Annotated in this window: 19 protein-coding genes and 1 pseudogene; 4 read left to right on the top strand and 16 right to left on the bottom strand. The window is 69.7% G+C overall.

Annotated elements, in window-relative coordinates:
* Positions 1-141: 141 nt before the first annotated feature.
* The 6 genes from ACH4YL_RS00005 to legP all read right to left on the bottom strand — a co-directional run bounded on the left by ACH4YL_RS00005 (position 142) and on the right by legP (position 6,008).
* Positions 142-1,578 (bottom strand): hypothetical protein, encoded by a 1,437-nt coding sequence (locus ACH4YL_RS00005; protein WP_398503157.1) that lies wholly within the window; start codon positions 1,576-1,578, stop codon positions 142-144.
* Between the two features lie 148 nt (positions 1,579-1,726).
* A complete protein-coding gene (locus ACH4YL_RS00010; protein ID WP_398503159.1) occupies positions 1,727-2,602 on the bottom strand; it encodes a hypothetical protein in 876 nt (291 codons plus the stop codon).
* A gap of 76 nt (positions 2,603-2,678) precedes the next feature.
* Positions 2,679-3,281 carry a TetR/AcrR family transcriptional regulator gene (locus tag ACH4YL_RS00015; protein ID WP_398503161.1) on the bottom strand — a complete coding sequence of 201 codons (603 nt, stop codon included), beginning with the start codon at positions 3,279-3,281 and terminating at the stop codon, positions 2,679-2,681.
* 149 nt (positions 3,282-3,430) lie between these two features.
* Entirely contained in the window at positions 3,431-3,772 is a 342-nt protein-coding gene (locus ACH4YL_RS00020; RefSeq protein ID WP_398503163.1) for a YbaY family lipoprotein, read from the bottom strand.
* A complete protein-coding gene (locus ACH4YL_RS00025) occupies positions 3,769-4,761 on the bottom strand; it encodes an MvdC/MvdD family ATP grasp protein (protein ID WP_398503165.1) in 993 nt (330 codons plus the stop codon). Before ACH4YL_RS00025 ends, ACH4YL_RS00020 begins: the two co-directional genes overlap by 4 nt.
* Positions 4,758-6,008, bottom strand: a complete 1,251-nt coding sequence (gene legP / locus ACH4YL_RS00030) for a Dot/Icm T4SS effector Zinc-dependent metalloprotease LegP (protein ID WP_398503167.1) — start codon at positions 6,006-6,008, stop codon at positions 4,758-4,760. Before legP ends, ACH4YL_RS00025 begins: the two co-directional genes overlap by 4 nt.
* 297 nt (positions 6,009-6,305) lie before the next feature.
* Here legP and ACH4YL_RS00035 point away from each other — a divergent pair, with 297 nt between their 5' ends.
* The gene (locus ACH4YL_RS00035) at positions 6,306-6,752 is read left to right on the top strand and encodes an SRPBCC family protein (RefSeq protein WP_398503169.1); all 447 of its coding nucleotides are present in this window, start codon (positions 6,306-6,308) and stop codon (positions 6,750-6,752) included.
* Positions 6,753-6,758: 6 nt separating this feature from the next.
* Here the strand turns inward: ACH4YL_RS00035 and ACH4YL_RS00040 are convergent, their stop codons facing one another.
* Complete coding sequence (locus ACH4YL_RS00040; RefSeq protein ID WP_398503171.1) at positions 6,759-8,024, bottom strand: alpha-amylase family protein; 1,266 nt, start codon at positions 8,022-8,024, stop codon at positions 6,759-6,761.
* A 43-nt stretch (positions 8,025-8,067) separates the two neighbouring features.
* Entirely contained in the window at positions 8,068-8,481 is a 414-nt protein-coding gene (locus ACH4YL_RS00045) for a MarR family winged helix-turn-helix transcriptional regulator (RefSeq protein ID WP_398503173.1), read from the bottom strand.
* A 35-nt stretch (positions 8,482-8,516) separates the two neighbouring features.
* Between ACH4YL_RS00045 and ACH4YL_RS00050 the strand changes: the two genes are divergently transcribed.
* Positions 8,517-10,073, top strand: a complete 1,557-nt coding sequence (locus ACH4YL_RS00050; RefSeq protein ID WP_398503175.1) for an FUSC family protein — start codon at positions 8,517-8,519, stop codon at positions 10,071-10,073.
* 45 nt (positions 10,074-10,118) lie between these two features.
* On the opposite strand, the pseudogene ACH4YL_RS00055 reads toward ACH4YL_RS00050, so the two are convergent.
* From ACH4YL_RS00055 to ACH4YL_RS00090, 8 genes and pseudogenes are all read right to left on the bottom strand, one after another.
* Positions 10,119-10,622 (bottom strand): annotated as a pseudogene (locus ACH4YL_RS00055) (4'-phosphopantetheinyl transferase family protein); the annotation flags it as partial.
* A complete protein-coding gene (locus tag ACH4YL_RS00060; RefSeq protein WP_398503177.1) occupies positions 10,598-11,284 on the bottom strand; it encodes an alpha/beta hydrolase in 687 nt (228 codons plus the stop codon). The gene ACH4YL_RS00060 and the pseudogene ACH4YL_RS00055, both read right to left, overlap by 25 nt.
* Positions 11,285-11,287: 3 nt before the next feature.
* On the bottom strand, positions 11,288-12,604 hold the full coding sequence (locus ACH4YL_RS00065) for a beta-ketoacyl-[acyl-carrier-protein] synthase family protein (protein ID WP_398503179.1): 1,317 nt from the start codon (positions 12,602-12,604) through the stop codon (positions 11,288-11,290).
* Positions 12,601-13,842, bottom strand: a complete 1,242-nt coding sequence (locus tag ACH4YL_RS00070) for a beta-ketoacyl synthase N-terminal-like domain-containing protein (protein ID WP_398503181.1) — start codon at positions 13,840-13,842, stop codon at positions 12,601-12,603. The genes ACH4YL_RS00065 and ACH4YL_RS00070 overlap by 4 nt, the downstream gene beginning before the upstream one ends.
* Entirely contained in the window at positions 13,839-14,672 is an 834-nt protein-coding gene (locus tag ACH4YL_RS00075; protein WP_398503183.1) for an SDR family NAD(P)-dependent oxidoreductase, read from the bottom strand. Before ACH4YL_RS00075 ends, ACH4YL_RS00070 begins: the two co-directional genes overlap by 4 nt.
* Entirely contained in the window at positions 14,669-15,175 is a 507-nt protein-coding gene (locus ACH4YL_RS00080) for a MaoC family dehydratase (protein ID WP_398503186.1), read from the bottom strand. Before ACH4YL_RS00080 ends, ACH4YL_RS00075 begins: the two co-directional genes overlap by 4 nt.
* Positions 15,176-15,189: 14 nt before the next feature.
* Entirely contained in the window at positions 15,190-15,972 is a 783-nt protein-coding gene (locus ACH4YL_RS00085; protein WP_398503188.1) for an SDR family NAD(P)-dependent oxidoreductase, read from the bottom strand.
* A gap of 7 nt (positions 15,973-15,979) precedes the next feature.
* Complete coding sequence (locus ACH4YL_RS00090) at positions 15,980-16,246, bottom strand: acyl carrier protein (protein ID WP_398503190.1); 267 nt, start codon at positions 16,244-16,246, stop codon at positions 15,980-15,982.
* Positions 16,247-16,676: 430 nt separating this feature from the next.
* Between ACH4YL_RS00090 and ACH4YL_RS00095 the strand changes: the two genes are divergently transcribed.
* Both ACH4YL_RS00095 and ACH4YL_RS00100 read left to right on the top strand, forming a co-directional pair.
* Complete coding sequence (locus ACH4YL_RS00095) at positions 16,677-17,306, top strand: helix-turn-helix domain-containing protein (RefSeq protein WP_398503192.1); 630 nt, start codon at positions 16,677-16,679, stop codon at positions 17,304-17,306.
* Positions 17,307-17,378: 72 nt separating this feature from the next.
* Entirely contained in the window at positions 17,379-18,107 is a 729-nt protein-coding gene (locus tag ACH4YL_RS00100; RefSeq protein ID WP_398503194.1) for a tyrosine-protein phosphatase, read from the top strand.
* The last annotated feature ends 31 nt before the right edge of the window (positions 18,108-18,138 follow it).

Genomic DNA, 18,138 nt, shown 5'->3' on the forward strand with positions numbered 1-18,138 from the left:
TGGATCGCAAGGCGGAGGAGGGAGGCATGGCGGAGCCATGCCGACCGACGACAACGCGGCGAGGCGCGGTGCCAGGGCACGCGAGCCCGGCAAGACCCAGACGACAGGCCCTAAGTGGGTGTAGGGGCGCAGGCCCCGGGGTCAGCGGGGGATTCCGTGGCGCGGGTGTGAGCGTTGGTCGCGGTGGCGGCGGGGGCCTGGGCTGATGCGGCCGGGTCCGGGGCCGACCAGGCCTGCCCGGAACAGTCCGTAGGTGATCCGCCGCGCGGCGGCCGCCTCCAGTTCGTCCCGCAGAGCGCCGCTGCGCAGCAGTGCGTCGGGGCCCAGCAGGCCCTCGACGACGGCCAGCGCACCGGCGATGTCGCCGTGGTCCAGGCGTTCGCGGACGCCGTCGAGGCAGTCCGGATGACGGTGCGCCTGGTCGATTGCCTGGAGGCAGGGAAGCGGAGTCCCGGTCAGTTCTGCCAGGAGTTCCTCCCGGCGGATCTCGGCCGGGTCGTGGTCCAGTGGGGCCAGTACGCCGTGGACCAGGCCGATCCGGTGCCGAGCTCCCCGGCAGTCCACGAGGTGTGGTTGTCCGGCCCGGTCCGGTTGTCCTGCGCGGTCCGGTTGTCCTGCGCGGTCCGGAATCCAGGACGAAGCTGCCGGTGAACGATCCGGTACCAGTGCCGAGGCGACCAGCGGGTGCAGCCGATCGGCCTCGATCGAACCGGTGCGGATCAGTTCCAGGTCGGGCAGCACCCAGGTCGCCGCGTCGGGCAGAACCCGAAGCACGGAGGCGTCGGCGTCCGCGGACGCCGACGCGATCCGCAAGACCGGCGGCCCGAGGCCCTCCGGGTCCGCGACCAATTCCAGGAACAATTGGCGTCGGGCACCGAACCGCACGGCGACGGTGCCGGCAGGCCGGCCCTCGGCGTGGAGCAGCATCCCCGCCTCGGCCGCCCACCGGTCAACGGCACATCGGTACCCCTGCGGCACCGCCCCCAGCACATCAGGGTCCGTCCCAGGACCGCCGTCACCGGGCGGCCGATCGGCCCCGGACCGGATCCGCAGCTCACCGGTCCTGCGCGCGTCCCACAGGTGACGGTGCAGGTCGAGGCGGAACCGCCGGCCGGGACGCGGGTGCGGATGACGGCGCGCGGTCTCGGAGAGGGATCCGTCCCACAACATGAGGCTGATCCGCTGACCGGCATCCGCCCAGGCCGGCGCAGTCCGGGCCACGAGGTGGACCGGGCATGCACCGGCCGGTCCCTCAGCCTCGTACCGGGCCAGAGCGATCGTCAGACCCGGGCGCAGCAGCCCGTGAGGAGCGATCCTCGGCATGTGCCAGCGCAACAGGTCAGGAGCCAAATGGCGCAGATCGGCCCGGACTTGGGCTGCGAGTTCCTGGCCATGGGTACGCGCCACGGCCCGCAGATTCAGATCGACATCGACCCCTGCAGCGGCACACGCCCCTGCCCAGTCACCGACAGTACGGCGGGCGGTCGCAGTCTCGATCATGGACGGCGGCACGGCGAACTCTCGCACGCGCAGCCAGAAGGAAAGGCGGGAATCCCCATTCGCGGTCTGAGTGAGCATCAGCACTCACCTTGCGCGGACGGGACCCCCATTCTGCCAACAGAGTGAGTCATCATCGCGGGCGAGCATAACCCTGCCCAGCCCCGATCTGCCAGGTGTTTACGGTCGGAGCGCCAACCGGGCCCTGTCGTCACGCCGTTGCCCCTGCTCAGCGGGCTCCGATGAGACCTGCGGTCTCTCCGCGACCGCCGCGCTGCTCCGGCAGTGCGAGCACCGCGAAGGCCCGGTATGCCAAGCCTCCGCGCCGTACGACCAGGAGTGCGGCGAGGAGAGCGGCGGCCGGGACGCCGAGCCACCAGCCCAGCAGGTGTACCAGGACGGAGGCGGCCACGGCCGTGCCGAGCGCCACCACGAAGACCGCCCCCAGCACGGCGGCGAGGATACGCAGGTGGCTGGTGACCGGTGCCGCGTCGCCCGCCTCGCGCTGTCCGGACCGGATCCAGGACACCATCAGCGCCAGCATCGCCGGGACGAGCACGACTCCCATTCCGTACAGCGTGAGCGCGACGGGCGAGGTGAGCCAGTCGGCCACGCGCGACAGTGCCTCCCCCGCGCCCGCTTGCGTCGGCCAGGCCGCGAACGACTCGCGGTCGGCGGAGAAGAAGCGCTGGTATCCGCGGCCGTCCCAGCCGTGGACGAGGATGAAGAACATGCCGACGTATCCGATGCCCGCTTGCAGGAAGGCCGCGTACACCCGGCCGGATGCGATGAGCCGTTCGGCGACCCAGAAGCCGAGGACGCCCTGACTCACATTCGTCGCGGCGAACAGCGCGACGAGCCAGGCGGGCAGCGCCCCGTGCCCGCTTGCGACCTGCATCGTCTCCCAGTCGGGAAAGCCCCACAGCAGCCATGCTCCGCTGGGTGCGAACAGGAGCGCGCAGTAGAGGACGGCACCCATCAGATACGGATTGGACCACCGACTGCCGTGCTCCGCACGGGCGTTGCGGACCGTGAGCTGGCGGGCGGCGGCGGTCGCGAAGCTCGCGCCTATCCCGTACGACCAGAAGACATCGACCTGGACCATGGTGCTCTCCTTCCGGAATGACACGTCATTCCGTTCTCAAGGCATGGGAAACGAGCGGTCCTTGCGGGCCTGCAGTTCAGGAAGAGCCGAGGCCGTCGAACATGAGCGCCTCCACCGTGCGGATCCATGGATCACGCATGGCTTGAGGGTCCTGAGCGTGCAGCAGCCGCACCGCTCCGGTGAGGATCATTCCGTTCACGGCGAGGCCCACGACATGGGCGTCGAGGTCACGCCGGAGAAAGCCGCGGTCCTGGCCGTTGTGGATGAAGGCGGCGGTGTACTGAGCCGCCGCCTCCATGGCCCGGCCGGCGAGTTCCGGCTCGGCCCGGTCGATCGCGATGGCGTCGTAGAAGAGAATGCGGCACAGCGCCGGCTCCGCCGCCACGAGGTCGAAGAGCTTGTGGCCGATGCGACCGACCTGTTCCCGGTACTGCTCCAACGACTGGCTGGAGCCGGGGTCCTCGTCGGCGATGGCATCCATGACCTGACCCAGGGCACGGGCGACCACGCTGCGCGCGATGTCCTCCTTGTTCTTGAAGTACCGGTAGAACGTGCCGTGCCCGGCGCCGAGTTCTCGGGCTATGTCGGAGATGCCTGTGGCGTGATAGCCGCGCTCGGCGAAGACCTTGCCGGCCGCGCGCAGTATCGCGTCCCGCTTGTCCGCCACGTCCTGCGGCATAACCAGCCCCTCTTCCAGCGGAATGACATGTCATTCTGGAACTGGACAGCAACTCCCGTCAATACCAAGGGAGTAGACAGGGCGGGTCCGCGCCGTTCCTGTGACGTGATCCCCTTCGACGCTTCCGCGCCACGCGATGCGGCACGCCGTCAGACGACAGCGACCGGAGCGATCAGCCCTTCAGTGGGCTCCGCCGGAACGGGCGTGGCCCGAGTGCTGATCAGATCGCCCGCCTCCATGGTTCCGGATCCGGAGACATCGACATGGACGCGGAGTCCGTAGGAGGCAGTGGGGTCGAGGTCGGGCACCTTCACGCTGAAAGGGACACGGCCGCCCGGCGCCAACTCGATGTCCGACTGGACCTGTGCGCCGACCACGGTGGAGGGCGCGTCGGCCCGGGAGACGTCGCGGACCTCGACGAGGATGCGCGCGGCCGGGCCGGCCGGCGCGTCAGGCGGCAGCGACACAAAGCCTGTGACGGTATGCGTCATCCCGCCCTGCCCGCCAGGGAACGTACTGCCGTCGTCTGCTCCGGCTCGCGGCCGTCGAGCCGCGACAGGAGCGCGGCGACCTCAGCGGTGATCGGCAGCCCGGTCCGTTCCTCCACGAACAGCCATTGTCCGGCCGGATTGACCTCGAAGAACACATACTCGCCGTCAGGACGCCGACGCAGGTCGATGGCGCCGTACACCAGGCCGAGGCTGCGCATGAGCCGCAGGAGCGTGTCGGTGAGGGCCGAGGGGAGAGTCACCGGCCGTACCGGTGCTTCGTGGACCACCATCCGCATGTCCACCGGGTAGCTGGTCTCCGAGGCATCGATCTCGGCCGCGAAGACACGGTCACCCACGACCGTCACCCGCAGATCGGCCCCGGGCACGAACTCCTGGAAGATCACGGGAGCGAAGCGCACGGCGTCCAGGGCCGCCAAGTCCTCCGCGCGCACCAGCCGAGTCTCCCGCCAGGCGTCGGCGGAGGCGATGAACGCCTTGAAGACGGTGCGGCCCACCCCCACCTCCCGAATGAACCGGCGCGCCTTCTCTGCCTGGTTGGTGACCAGGGTCCGAGGCAGCGTCAGCCCCATGCGGCGGGCCACTTCCCACTGGTAGGGCTTGTGGTGCGCGATCCAGTCCAGCCCGGGCGGATTGACCCAGGTGCAGCCGAGCGAATGGAACAAGCCGTGCAGCGCCTGGCTCGTCTCGCTGGTCGCGAAGCTCTGGTCCCGGGCTGTGCCCAGCGCCGGGTCGACGGTGAACGGACGCACACGCCGCCACCAGGCGACTCGGCACCGGTCGAGGCGGGTGTGGGCCGTCGGCGTGGTCAGCGTGTGGACCGGTCCCCCGGCCGCGGCGAAATCAAGAGTGATTTCGCCGCGGGCGGGGAAGTCGCCCAGGTCGACACGGACCACCTCGCGACCGGCCGTCTCCAGCCGGCGCGTCACCGCGAGGGTGTGGTCCTCGTCGTAGGAGACGACAAGGATCATCGTGGCTGCCCTGCGCCGGAGGAACCGGAACCCAGCTGGGCCAGAAGGGTGTTGTGGCTCGCCGCGACCGCGGACAGCCCCTGCTGCAGTGTGCCGACCAGCTGGCCCAGCTGGCGCACCTGCTCCGCCAGCCCGTCGGACTGGCCGGCCAGTGCCGGCGACTGGTGCGGTGTTGCGAGTACGAACGGGCTTCCGACCGGCTGGCCGAACGGAATGTCCATTGCGGGAAGCTTGTGATGCACGTCGTGCAGCGGATCCTTGGGGATCTCCTTGATGGTCCCGTCCATGATGGGGTCCTTCGGGATCTCCTTGAACGTGGGTGGCACCTGGACGGCCGGGTACATCATGTGGACCCCGTCGATGTCGCCCTGCGACAGCCCCGTGCGCTGGCCCATCACCACGCCCGGCGGCAGCGCGCTCCGCGGGATGATGGTCGGCTGGTTCGGGTTGATCGCGAACGCATTGGCCGGGTAGTGCATGATCGAGCCGAAGTCGTACGGCCCCAGGTCGTCGCCGTCGGCGACGTGCTGAAAGAAGTTGTGCTGCATGTCCGGGTCGACGTTGGTGAACACGATCGTGACCTGCTGATCGCGGTCTTCGCGGCTCTGCTCGTGCCACAGGCCCACCGTGTGGCCGATCTCGTGGATGGTGTTGCCGGTGGTGCAGTTGGTGCCCAGCGTGATCGTCTGCCGGCCGCCGCGCCGGCCGATGTTCGAGGAACACCCGCCACCGGGGACGAAGCGCACAAAGTCCGGGAACTGTGCCGCGTTGGCGGATGTCCGCGCCACGAACCGGATGCGCGTACGGGACTGCCAGTGGGCGATGGCGTCTGTTACGCGCTGCTGGTTGGGAAGGGCGGGATCGATCTCGAAGGGCACGGTCGCGTTCGGCCAGCGGCGCTGCTGGCCGCCCTCGACGGCCGGGATCCCGATCGACTCGAGCACCGGCCCCTGAGCGGCCAGATCCTCGATCTCCTGCACGCTGCCGAGCACGATGTCCCCTTCGAACATCGCCATCCCGTCCACCTCGGCGTACTGGAGACCCTTGGCACGGAAGGTCCCGCCGTCCACCAGCGCGGTGCCTGCGATCGGTCCCGAACGGAGCTCGCCGCTGCCATTGGCCTTGCGGGAGGACGTCGCCTTGCGGGCGGCCGCCTTACGGGGAGGAGTCGTCTTCTTGGCCGCGGGCTTCTTCCGGGCGGCGGTGTTCTTGGTTCGGCGGGCGGGTTCGGACGGGCCGGCGTTCATGCGTCACCTTCACTGCAGGGGGACAGAAGTACTCGGACGAGGACTTCGCACCTTCATGCGTTCCACCTCTTGCCGGTCTTCTCGTACGCCCATGCGGGTCTGTTGCCGGACGGCCGCCACCTGGCTCAGGCGTCGCGGTCGCAGCCGGCCGCCCCGTCTGGACCAGTCGGACTGCGCATGCGGTGTGGTCGGCATCAGGCTGGAGGCATGAAGGCTGAGGCCAGGCCATGGTCAAGGGGGACGCCATGACTGGTTGCGCCTCCCCTGGCCCCATCCTCCAGAAGGAGCGTGATCAGCGTGGCCCGCAACCGCCGTCTGATCCTGAGCTCGCCGTCCGAGGTCTGGCGGCTGCTGTCCGACGGCCACCGCTACGGGGAATGGGTGACAGGAACCCGGCAGGTCCTCACCGCGGACCCGTACTGGCCGGAAGTGGGCGCCCGCCTGAGGGTCCGAGTCGGCGCCGGCCCCTTGACCTTCGACGACACGTGCGTCGTCCGCATCTGTGAACCGCAACGCCGCCTGGAACTGGAAGCGAAGGCAGAACCGTTCGGTGCGGCCCGCATCGCCATGAACTTGATCCCCTGGGGCGAGAACACCCTGTTCACCCTCGACTGGCACCCCCTCCGGGGCCCCGGCACCCGGATGCACGGACTCCCCGTGGATTACGTCGTCTCGGTCCGTAACGGCATGATGCTGACGAAGCTGGCCCGGATCGCGGTGCGTGAGCACGGCAGAAGCGTTTGAGGCACCTCACCCGCCCCCAACCGCTCCGACCGCCCACCCCAGCGCCGGTAGTTCGACACCGCCGCGCCCGAACACACCCGCCCCCGCCACCAGTTGCCAAGGCGCGTCCGGCAGAGCCAGTTCCGTCGAGCCGTCGGACAGGTTCAGGGCGACCGACAAGCGGTGGGCGTCGGCCGTGGCCGTGTAGGCCAGTGCCTCCTTCGTCAGGGTCGTCACCGTCGTGCGGGCCCGTACCAGCCAGGGGTGGCGGCGGCGCAGGCCGATGAGGAGCTGGTGGAGCTGGTAGTACGGCCTGCCGTACGGGGCGAGTTGGTCGGGGTGGGCCGGGAAGGGCGGGCGGATCGCGTCGTCGCCGCCCTCGCGTTCTTCCTTGATGCCGCGGAACGCCTGCTCGTCGCCCGCGTACACGGACGGGACGCCTCCGAGGGTGAGCAGGACGACCAGCGCGTGCTCCAAGTGGCGCGCGTCGTCGAGTCTGCTCGCCAGCCGGGTCACGTCGTGGTTGCCCACGAAGGTCTGCGGGGCGAAGGTGTCGAGCAGTGCGTTGTGCCGGTCCAGGGCCCAGGCCAGTTCGTAGAAGTTGCGGTCGTTGAGGGAGCTCCAGATCGCCTTCCACAGTTCGTACTGGGTCACGGAGTCCAGCCCGCCCTCGTCGACGAACCCTGCGTAGTCGCCGTGGATGACCTCGCCCGTCAGCCAGGCGTCCGGATGCCGCTCCCGCACCCGTGCCGTCACCGTCCGCCAGAACGGCAGCGGCACGGCGTAGGCCGCGTCGAGGCGCCAGCCGGCGATGCCGCGGTCCAGCCAGTGGACCAGCACGTCGGTGACGTAGTCGGCGACGCGCGGTGAGGTGTGGTCGAGTGCGACCAGGCGCTGATGGCCCTCGAAGACGCGGAGGCTGCCGTCCGGGTCGTAGGCGGCGAGGTCGGCCAGGGCCGGAAAACTGCGGCCGACGTGGTGGAAGACGCCGTCCAGCAGGACCCGTACGCCGCGTGCGCGGGCCTGTTCCACCAGGTGCAGCAGGTCGCGTTCCGTGCCGAGGCGGCTGTCGATGCGGAAGTGGTCGACGGTGTCGTACCCATGGGTCTCGGAGGCGAAGACCGGGCCGAGTGCGAGGCCGTTGCAGCCGAGGTCTACGAGATAGTCGAGCCAGGGCGTCAGCCGGGCGAGCCGTGGGACGGGCGGGGTGTCCTTGGGCAGCGCTGCCTGCTCGGCGCCGGTGAAGCCGAGCGGATAAACGTGCCACCAGACGGAGTGCGCCGACCAGTGCATGGAGCCCCCGGAGAGTTTGGTAAGGGATTCGGTAAGGATCTCCTCAAGGACTGTCCGCGAGGCGGTCCATCAAACGTGCCGCGAGCAACAGAACCTGTCGCTCGGTCTCGGTGAGTTCACCCATCGCCGACCCCAACCAGGCGTCGCGCTCGGCCACTTCGCGGCGCAGCGCGTCCTTTCCGGCCGGGGTGAGAGAGAGCACCGACTGGCGGCCGTCGCGCTGGTCGCGGGCGCGCGAGACCAGGCCGTCCGCCTCCAGTTCGGCGAAGACCCGGGTGAGCGACTGGGGTTGCTGGTGCTCCGCCTCGGCCAACTCGCCGGGGCTTGCCGGGCCGCCCCGATACAGATTCCCCAGTACGCCCAGCTTGTTGTTGCTGAGTGCGCCCGGGGCGCGCACCGCCCGCAGGCGACGGGCCAGCCGGGTGACGCCCTGCCGGATTTCTGTCACCGATTCCATAGCAACAACAGTACGCTATCACTTACTATCTCGATATGACGAAGACCGTACCGGAAGAGCTACGGGATTCACTGGTCATCACGGCCGCGGTGCTCGCGAGCTACGGCTCCGCGCTGCTCCTGGAGGACGCAGCCCACCTCCATGTCGACATCGTCATCCAGTCCGTCGCCCTGGCCTGGGTCCTCGCCTGGACCCAGCGGGACGCCGATCGCGTGGACTGGGCCATCGGCTTCCTGGTGCTGCCCGCCGTCGCGATGGCCGCGGCGGGCACGGACGAGTTGATGTCCGACGCCGCCGCAGCCGGGGACGTCGTCTTCGCCGTCGCCGTCGCCTTCTCCATCTGGATCCGCCGCTTCGGGCCGCGCGCCACCCGGGCGGGCACCCTCGCCGCCCTGCCCTTCGTCGCGACGCTGGTGGTGCAGGGGCCGATCGGCCTGCCGGCCTCGGCGCGCGACGGCCACGTCCTGTGGATGGGCCTCGTCGCGCTGATCGCCGCCTGCTGGGTCCTCCTCGTCCATGTGGCTGCCGGCTGCGCGGGCTTGGCCGAGCCGGTACCCCGGCGGCGCTCCACAGCCCCCGTCGTGCCGCAGCAGCGGGCGCCCGCCGGGAAGGGATGGGCCCGGCTGCTGCCCAGTACGCGCATGGCACTGCAGATGGGGCTCGCGCTCGGCGCGGCGTTCCTGGTCGGACACCTCGCGTATCCCGACCACTGGACCTGGGCCGTGCTGACCGCGTTCATCGTGTGCAGTGGCGCACGCGGGCGGGGCGACGCCCTGTACAAGGGCGCGATGCGCACTTTCGGCGCGGCCTTCGGCACCGTGGCGGCCACCGGGATCGTCGGGTTGTTCGGACCGCAGGACCCATGGGCGGTCGTACTGCTCTTCGCCGTGCTCGCCCTCGCCACCTGGCTGCGCCCGCTGAACTACGCGTACTGGGCGGCCTGTGTCACCGCCGCCTTCTCACTGCTGTACGGGTACTTCGGCGAGAGTGACGCCGGGATTCTGCGCCAGCGGCTCGAGGCGATCGTGGTCGGCGCCGCGATCGGCATCGCGGCGTCCTGGCTGATCGCGCCGGTACGGACCGTCGATGTCGTACGGCGCCGGGTCGCGGACGCGCTCGCCGTACTCGCCGACGTCCTCGGCACGCAGGCCGGGCAGACCGACGAACTCGGTTGCCGGCGAGCCCGGTTCGACCGGGCCGTCGAACTCCTCGTCGAGATCGCCCGGCCGCTTCAGACCCAACGGGCGCTCGCCAGACGGATACGGAAGCCGTTCGCCGGACGGGTACGGAAGCCGTCACCGCACCTCGCGGACGCCATCGACGCCGTACGCGCCTGCGCCGACCCGGTCCGCACCCTCAGCGAGAACACGGAGCCCATCGCCGACGCCGCTGCGCCCGTACTCGCCAATGTCACCGCCGTCCGCCTCGCCATCGGCCGGCTGCCAGGCCCCGCCTACCAACCGGCAACGGTGCAGATACGGGCCGTCCGCGAGATCGACGCGGCACTCGGGCGGATCGCCCAGGTGTTCCCGCCGGCCGTGAACGGCTACGGCGCCGAGGTAGCCGGGAGCCGGCGCGAGCGGGAACAGTGACCAGGGACCGGGCGGCGCGAAGTCGGAGGGCACCGAGAGCAGCCCCTCGCCGCACGCCTTGACCAGGGCCTCCTTGCGGGTCCAGCAGCGGAAGAACGCGTCCCGGTGGTCCTCGGCCGGCCGGTCGAGGACCTGACGGCGCTCGACGGGTGAGAAGAAGGAGCGGATCAGCTCGTACATGGCGTCCGGCACCCGGTCCACGTACTCGACGTCGATCCCGACGGGCGTGTCGCCGAGCGCGACCAGGGCCAGGGCGCGCGAGTGAGTGAGGTTGAAGTGCAGGTGCGGGGCGCCCGAGAGATACGGCTTGCCACGGCTGCCGTAGCTGAACTCCACATCTCGCGGCAGGAGTTGGCCGAGCGCGCCGAGCAGCGTCCGCAGCGCCCATCGGCTCACCGTGAACCGGGCCCGGTCGACGGGCAGTCGCAGCCGGTCCGCCCGCTCCCGCTCCCGGGGCGACAGCACCTCGCGGCAATGCCGCACCCGGTGCGCGGACACGGACAGCGGTACGGCCCAGACCTCGATCACCCCGAACCGCCCCCGCCCCACACCACCTCGTCGAAGAAGGCCCGTACATCGGTGGCGGCGCCGGCGAACGGCTCGTGGGTGTTCGGGTAGTCGAAGTACTCCTGCCAGAACACCGCGTGGCCCCACGAGAGCAGCAGATCGCGTATCCACTCACCGACGAAGTGCGGAACGATCCAGTCGTAGCGGCCCTGCCCGATCCATACGGGCAGATCGGAGTTGGCCGGGGTGCGGGTGTCGGCGAGCGGCAACTCGCCCGGCAGGTAGGGGGCGTAGAGCAGGAGACCGCCCAGCCGCTCCGGGTGGCGCAGGGCCGTGATCAGCGCCATGCTCGCGCCCTGCGAGAAGCCCGCGAGCACGACGCGTTTGGCACCGACGACCGTCGCCTCCGCCGCCACCAGTTCTCGCAGCGCACCTTCACTGGCCAGCAGCGTCGGCAGATCGGCGTGGTCGAGAGCGAAGACCCGCTGATGAAACCAGGCGCGGGCCGGAGCGCCCCCCGTCAGCCCCGGGGACTGACGGGGGGCGTTGGGAAACACATGGCGCACTCCGGAGCCCGGACCGGTCAGTCCCGAGCGGAGGGCCACGTGCATCAGGGACGTGGCGTCCTGCCCCAGGCCGTGCAGCCAGATCACGCTCGTGTGCGGCTGCCCGGCCGGCGCGATGACGTCGGTTTCCACCTCCACGGCTCAGACGGCTGGCGTCGCCGGTTCGGTACGGGGGGAGGCTGGTCGGCGGAAGACCATCGAGGCGTACTGCCCGCCGAAGCCGAACGAGTTCTTCAAAACGGTGCGCACCTCTCGCTCCACCGGCCGCAGCGAAGTCTTCACATCGCACTTCGGATCCGGCTCCGTGCAGGTCACCACGGGCGGGATCACCCCCCGGCACAGCGTCAGCGCCGCGACCACCGACTCGACGACACCGGAGGCCGCCGAACCGTGCCCCGTGAGGGACTTGACGGCGCTGACGTCGATCGACTTCATGCGTTCGCCGAAGACCCGGTGCAGGGCGCGAGCCTCCGTGATGTCGTTGAGTCGGGTCGAGGTGCCATGGGCGTTGATCGTGTCGATGTCGTCGGGTGAGGTGGCCGAATGCCTCAGCGCGCCGCGGATGACACGTTCGACGGCGTCGACACGTGGCGCGGTCACATGGGTGATGTCCACCGCGATGCCCCAGCCGTCGACGACGGCGTGCGCCGTCTCGACACCGCGCCGGCGCGCGTGCTCAGCGGTCTCCAGAACCAGCGCCCCGGCGGACTCGTTGATCACCATGCCGGAACGCCGCCTGTCGAACGGCATGGACGCCTGCTCCGGCGGTCCCTGCCAGCGGGAGAGCGCCATCAACTGCCCGTACTGGGAAAGGACGTAGTGCGTATTGCGGGACACGCTTGCCGCGACGACGGCAATGCCGACGCGCCCCGTGCGCACCAGGCGGGCGGCCTCGGCGATGGCGCGCAGCCCGCCCGCGCAGGTGGCTTCGAGCCCCATGGTGATCAGCGGAGTGCCGAGGCGCTGCGTGAGCTCGGTCGGGAACGCCGACAGATCGGAGATGTCGATCGAGGACCGCTCGCTGCGCAGCCGTTGAAGGGCGGCCCTGCGGTCGGAGCCCACCGTTTTGTGGCGCGCCGCCACATTCTTCATGTACGCGACGTAGTCCTCCGGGAACGAGCCACTGGGCCCCGGCCACACCCGGGACCACATCAGCCCGGCCGGCCGGTCCAGCGGGCCGTCGACCCGCGCGTCGCGCAGTGCCTCGTCCACGGTGGCGTGCAGCAGCATGTCCACCCAGGGGCGGCCGGGTTTGCCTGCCCGGTCCTCGACGGACTTCTTGACGTCGTCGGGGATGATCCCGGCGACCCAGCCGCACGGAAGCTGGGACAGATCCATCCGGCGTTCGAGCGAGAGACCGGACCTTCCGGTGAGATTGGCCTCCCAGAACGTTTCCACCGAGCCCGCGTTGGGGGTGACGACCCCCATGCCCGTGATCACGACCTGTTGGTCAGTCACTGAACAACTCCCCTGGTGAGCATGGCCGCACCCGCCGTCGTCGCGTGCGGACCGGGGCTGAAGGTGGTCACGAGCGCAGTTCCGGCCGGGGACACGGGCCGCGGTCCGTCATGGACGAAGTCGATGGCGCCCAGCGCCGGATCGGGCTCGCGGAGCAGGCCGACGGGCGGGATCCGCCCGCGGTCCAGCGCCTCGACCGCGAGCGCCGTGTCGATCAGGCCCGCGCACTCGAAGGCATTGCCGATGGTGCCTTTGCTGGACGTGACGGGTGTGCCTGCCGTGAGCGGGCCCACGGTGCGGCACTCGTCGAGATCCGACTCCACCGAGCCGGAGCCGTGCGCCCACCACAGATCGGGCTGCCGCCCGGCCTGGTCGAGGACCGAGGAGACGGCGGTGCCGAGCGCCTGCGTGCGCTCGGACGCGCACAGCGTCTCGCACGCCAGGATCTCGGCGACGGCCGGGACTCCTCGCTCGCGGGCGGTGTCGGCGCGCTCCAGCATGATGGCGGCCGCGCCCTCGCCGAGGAGGGTTCCGTTACGGCCCCGGTCGAAGGGGCCGCTGCCCGTGCTCGCCCTGGTTCCGATGGCCTCTTCCTGGTCGAGGGCCGCGAGGACGGTGGCGGAGAGCGGCGGCTGGACCCCGACGACGAGTACGCGGTCCAGCTCGCCGCTGTGCAGGATGCGCAGGGCCACCGACAGCGCCCCGAGGCCGCTCGCGCCCGACTCCCCGTACACCGCGACGTTCGAGCCCAGGAAGCCGGCGGCCATACAGACGAACTGGCCGACCTGGGACGGAATCCCGCGCAGATAGGAGTAGTCGGGGACCTCGTCGTACAGCAGCTTGGCCAGCGGCCGAGGATCGGTCTCGGCCTGGACCGCCAGCTTCGGGATGACCTCGTTCAGCTCATCGCCTCCGCTGATGCCCGCGGCCAGGATGGTGCCGCACCGCACCCCCTCCGCATGGTCGTCCGCGCCACCGGCGACAGCGACAGCGAGCCGGGCGGCGGCGACGGCGGCGTGCGCGGTGGCACTGGCGTACTTCTGGTTGTTAACCCACGCATCGCCGTCGGGCCAGGCGATCTCGGACAGCCGCATTTCGGCCACCGGCCACGGCAGCCACGACGTCCCGGCACGGTCCGGGAACAGCGCGGTCCCGGAGAACATGGTGTCGAGGACGGGGCCCGGGCCCGATCCGGCGGCGGTGATCACTCCGGTGCCGGTGATGACGACGCCTGTCATGAGGGCACCGGTCCCTGCTGCGCCTGGCGGGGCTGGTGACGCATGCCGGTGTTGCCCCACAGGCGGTAGCCGCCGTCCACGGTGATCGTCTGGCCGGCGATCCAACTGGCCTCCTCCAGACAGAGCATGGCCACCACGTCGGCGCTGTTCTCCGCGGTCGTCATCAAGCCGCCCTGCCACGGAGTCACGGCCATCTCGTGCTTCACGCCTCCCGCGAAGTCGGGCCGCACATTGAACACATCGGTCTGCACCAGGCCCGGGCGGACGCAGTTGGCGACGATGCCGTACGGAGCGAGCTCGTACGAGAGGTAGTCGGTCAGGGTCTCCAGCGCCGCCTTGGCCGCGCCGAAGAGGCCGGCGCGCGGGACGATGCGCTGGGTCGTGGAGTTGGTGATGGTGATGAAGCGCGCGCCCGGCCGGTCGCGCATCAGGGGGATGGCGTGCTTGGCGAGCAGCCAGGTCGAGCGGGCGTTGGTGTCCTGGACGAACTGCCACTGTTCGGGCGTCGCGTCCTCCAGGGCGATGAACTTCGTGGCGGCGGCGTTCTGGACGAGGATGTGCAGATCGCCGTGGAGGGACCCGATCTCTTCCAGGAGCCGGGCCGCGGCGTCCGGCTCGCCGAGGTCCGCGCGATGCAGGCTGACCTTTGTGCCCTGTTCCTCGAGTTCGGCCGCGATCTTGCGCGCGGGCCCGGCGCGGTCGACGTAGTTGATGCACAAGGTGCAACCCCAGGCGGCGAGTTTGCGGCTGATGCCCGCGCCGATCCCCCGGGATCCACCGGTCACCAGCGCGACCCGGTCCTTGAGCGGCCGGCATTCCTCGATGCTCACGAAGAGTCCTCCTTGTACGAACGCCGCAGCATCACCACGCTCATTCGTCCTATCGCGTACACACGCGCATCGGAGTCATGCACGCGGCGCACTGATTTCAGCAGGCCACACCTGTCGTCGATCACTTCGGTGTGCTCGGTTTCGGTGGTGAACCAGAACGGGGTGTCCGGATACAGCGGCCTGACGAAGTCCCAATGCATGGAACGCATGCCGATGATCGCGCCGGGGCTGCCGTGCTGGACGACCCAGCCGGACGTGATGGCGTGGATGAACCCGCCGGGAACGATGCGATGGCGCCGGTCCACCGTCTCCGCGAAGGCGCCGCTGTCATGGATCGGGTGTTTCTCGCCGAGCAATTCCAGCAATGCGTCGAGCAGTTCGCTGCTGAAAACGACCGGTCCGTAATGGCGCGGTCCCGCCTCGGCGAGATCCTCCCAGTACATGATCGGGCGCCGCTTGGAGAAAGGTGTTGGTTCGGCGGTTCGGGATGTCGCTTCCGTCATGTCTCCCGCTTCCCTCACGCGCCGCTCTTCGAGCCGCGCGGACGCATGGCCAGACGGCCACCATCGACCGTGAATGTCTGTCCCTGGATGTAGTCGGCTTCGTCACTCGCCAGAAATGCGACCAGCCCGGAGATGTCTTCCGGCAGGCCCCATCCCGCGCCTTCGGGACTGACTCCCAGGCGAGCGGAGAGATCGGCCGTCATATCGGTTCTGATCGCTCCGGGGGCCACGGTGTTGACCCTTATCCCTTTGTGGCCCACTTCGGCGGCAAGCCCACGGGTCAGCGCTTCGAGGCCGCCTTTCGACGCGGCGTAGGACGTCTGTCCCGGGCCGGGCTGACGTACCGAATTGGACGAGATGTTGATGACGCGGCCCCAGGACTGTTCGAGCATGACGGGCACGACGGCCCGGCACATCAGGAAGGGCGCGGTGAGATTTGTGCGCAGCACCCGCTCCCACTGCGCGGTTCTGGTCAGGGCCAGCAGCCGGTCGTCGATCACGCCGGCGTTGTTGACCAGGACATGGACGCCGCCGTCCTGCTCCACGACGCTGTCCACGAGTCTGCGCACCTGCGCCTCGTCGGACACGTCGGCCTTGTGGCGGAAGACGAGGCCGCCCGCCGCCCCGATCTCCTTGGAGACGCGCTCCGCCGCGTCGTCGGCGTCGCGGTACACGAGATGGACGGTGAGTCCGTCACCCGTGAGGCGCCGGCAGATCGCCGCGCCTATGCCGCGCGATCCGCCCGTGACGACCGCGACGCGAGTGCCTTCCGTTTCCCGTTCCGTTTCCGGGGTCACGGCCGCCTCACACGCTTGTGGGCTCGAGGTGCTTCAGAATCGACTCGACCGACCTGTGGTGTGTGTCGGACTCGCTTTCCCATTCCTCCAGATCGAAGGATCCTCCGAGATCGCGGTTCACCTTTCGGGAGAGCTGTAATATGTCGAGCGAGTCGAGCCCGAGGTCTTCGACGATGGAGTGCTCGGGTTTGATCTGAGTGTCGTTCAGGCTCGGCTTCACACCCCGAATCAGGACGACCAGGGCGTCGAATTTGTCGGCCGCGATGTCCGCCATTCCAGGCCTCCACTCAAGTGGCATTCATGGGTGAATCAAGTGCGGTCCTGGGTCATGCCAGCAGACTGTGCCAGATCGCCGCAAGTGGTGACCTGTGGGCGGCTGCCGGACAGAATGTTCCAAAGAATTAACGGGTCCGTTTCGGGCGCCTTGGCACGCTGTGCGGACAGCACTTCGGATGCCGTGCGAGGTTTCGCGCGGCTTGATTGTTTCCTGTGATTTCCGGACAGCTCTGAATCAACGACCAGAAAGTTCTGGACCACCGGCGCACGAACCCTCCATCCTGCTATTCGGGAGCCCGGGCTCCGGTACGGTCCCCATTACGCGGCCAGGCAACCAAGGAAGGGCCGGACGGAAAACCGGTCAAGGAAAGGTCAAGGGGACGTCAAAGAGAGCCAAGGGGGAAGGTGTCGAGGAGGGGGGAATTGCTATGGGGCGGCGCAAGACGGCTCTGGTGAAGTCGGCCCCGTACTACGAGCTGGCGCGGTGGCTTCGGTCGCTGCGCCAGAACTCAGGCCTCACGTACCGCGAGATGGCCGACCGGGTGGGTCGTGCCGGCTGTTCCGCGGTGACGCTCTCGCGGGCCGACAGCGGCAGCGTCCTGCCGAGGCGCAGGGTCGTGGAAGCGTACGCAGCGGCGTGCGGCGTGCCCGCGCAGCAGGCCCGGGCCGTGTGGGAGAAGGCCGCGACGTCGGTCACCGAGCAACAGCGCATCCCGGTCACGGTGCTGCCGGCCCGCGGCCGGGCCCGGCGCCTCGAACTGGTCTATGAACCCGCGCATCTGCTCGAGGCAATGCACCGGCTGCGTCACGACGTCGGCAACCCGTCGCTGCGCGAATTGCAGGACCGGGCAAGGGGATCCGGCTTCGGTCCGCTGCCGCGCAGCACACTGGCGGATGTGCTGGCCGGCCTGCGGATGCCGTCGGAGGCGCTGCTGATTTCGTACGCCCTGGCGTGCGGGCAGCCCCACGACCGCATCCTGGCCTGGCGCGCCGCCTGGGACCGGGCACGCCGGGGGGCCACCGGGCGGCAGCAGGTGGCGGCGCGGCTGGCGGGCTGAGGCCAACACCGCGCAGCAGCTGGACCGTTGGACGCGCGCCGGGCGGGACAGGCGCGGATCTAGGGTGTCCGGGTGACAAGACACATGGCGTTCGAGGCTCTGCACAACTTCCGGGACCTGGGCGGATACCGCACTCAGGACGGCCGCACCGTGCGATGGGGCCGGCTGTACCGGTCCGACTCGCTGGCCAAGCTCCAGGGAGCCGACTGGGACCGCTTCCTCGCCCTCAAGGTGGGCACCGTGATCGACCTGCGCTATCCGTGGGAGATAGCGGCGAAAGGCCGGGTACCCGACAGCGACGGATTCGAGTACGTCAACCTGAGTGTGGAACACCGGCCTTACGACCAGGCGGAGATCGACCTCGGCGTGGACCCCTGGCGCTTTCTCGCCGACCGGTACGCCGAGGTCGCCCTCGACGGAGCGGCCGAGCTCCGCCAGGCCCTTGACGTCATCGCCTCCGGGACGAGCCCGCAGGTCTTCCACTGCGCCTCCGGCAAGGACCGCACCGGCCTGCTCGCCGGCCTGGTCCTCGCCCTCCTGGGAGTGTCCGAGGACGACATCGCCGCCGACTTCGCCCTCACCGAGCACGCCACCCCACACCTGATCGCCGAATGGAAAAAGGCCAACCCCGCACGAACGCTGAAGTGGCCCGGCTACGGGCGCGCTCCGGAACAGGTCATGCGACTGTTCCTGGCCGACCTCACCGCCACCTACGGCTCCGTGCACGACTACACCGTCAAACACCTGGGGGCCGACGAGACCCTGATCTCACGGCTGCGCACCCAACTCCTCGACACCTGAGCCCGTTGGGCCCTCCAGCTCGCCGGAGCCC

Source organism: Streptomyces sp. NPDC020681 (assembly GCF_044334895.1).
In the GTDB taxonomy this organism is placed as follows: Bacteria; Actinomycetota; Actinomycetes; order Streptomycetales; family Streptomycetaceae; genus Streptomyces.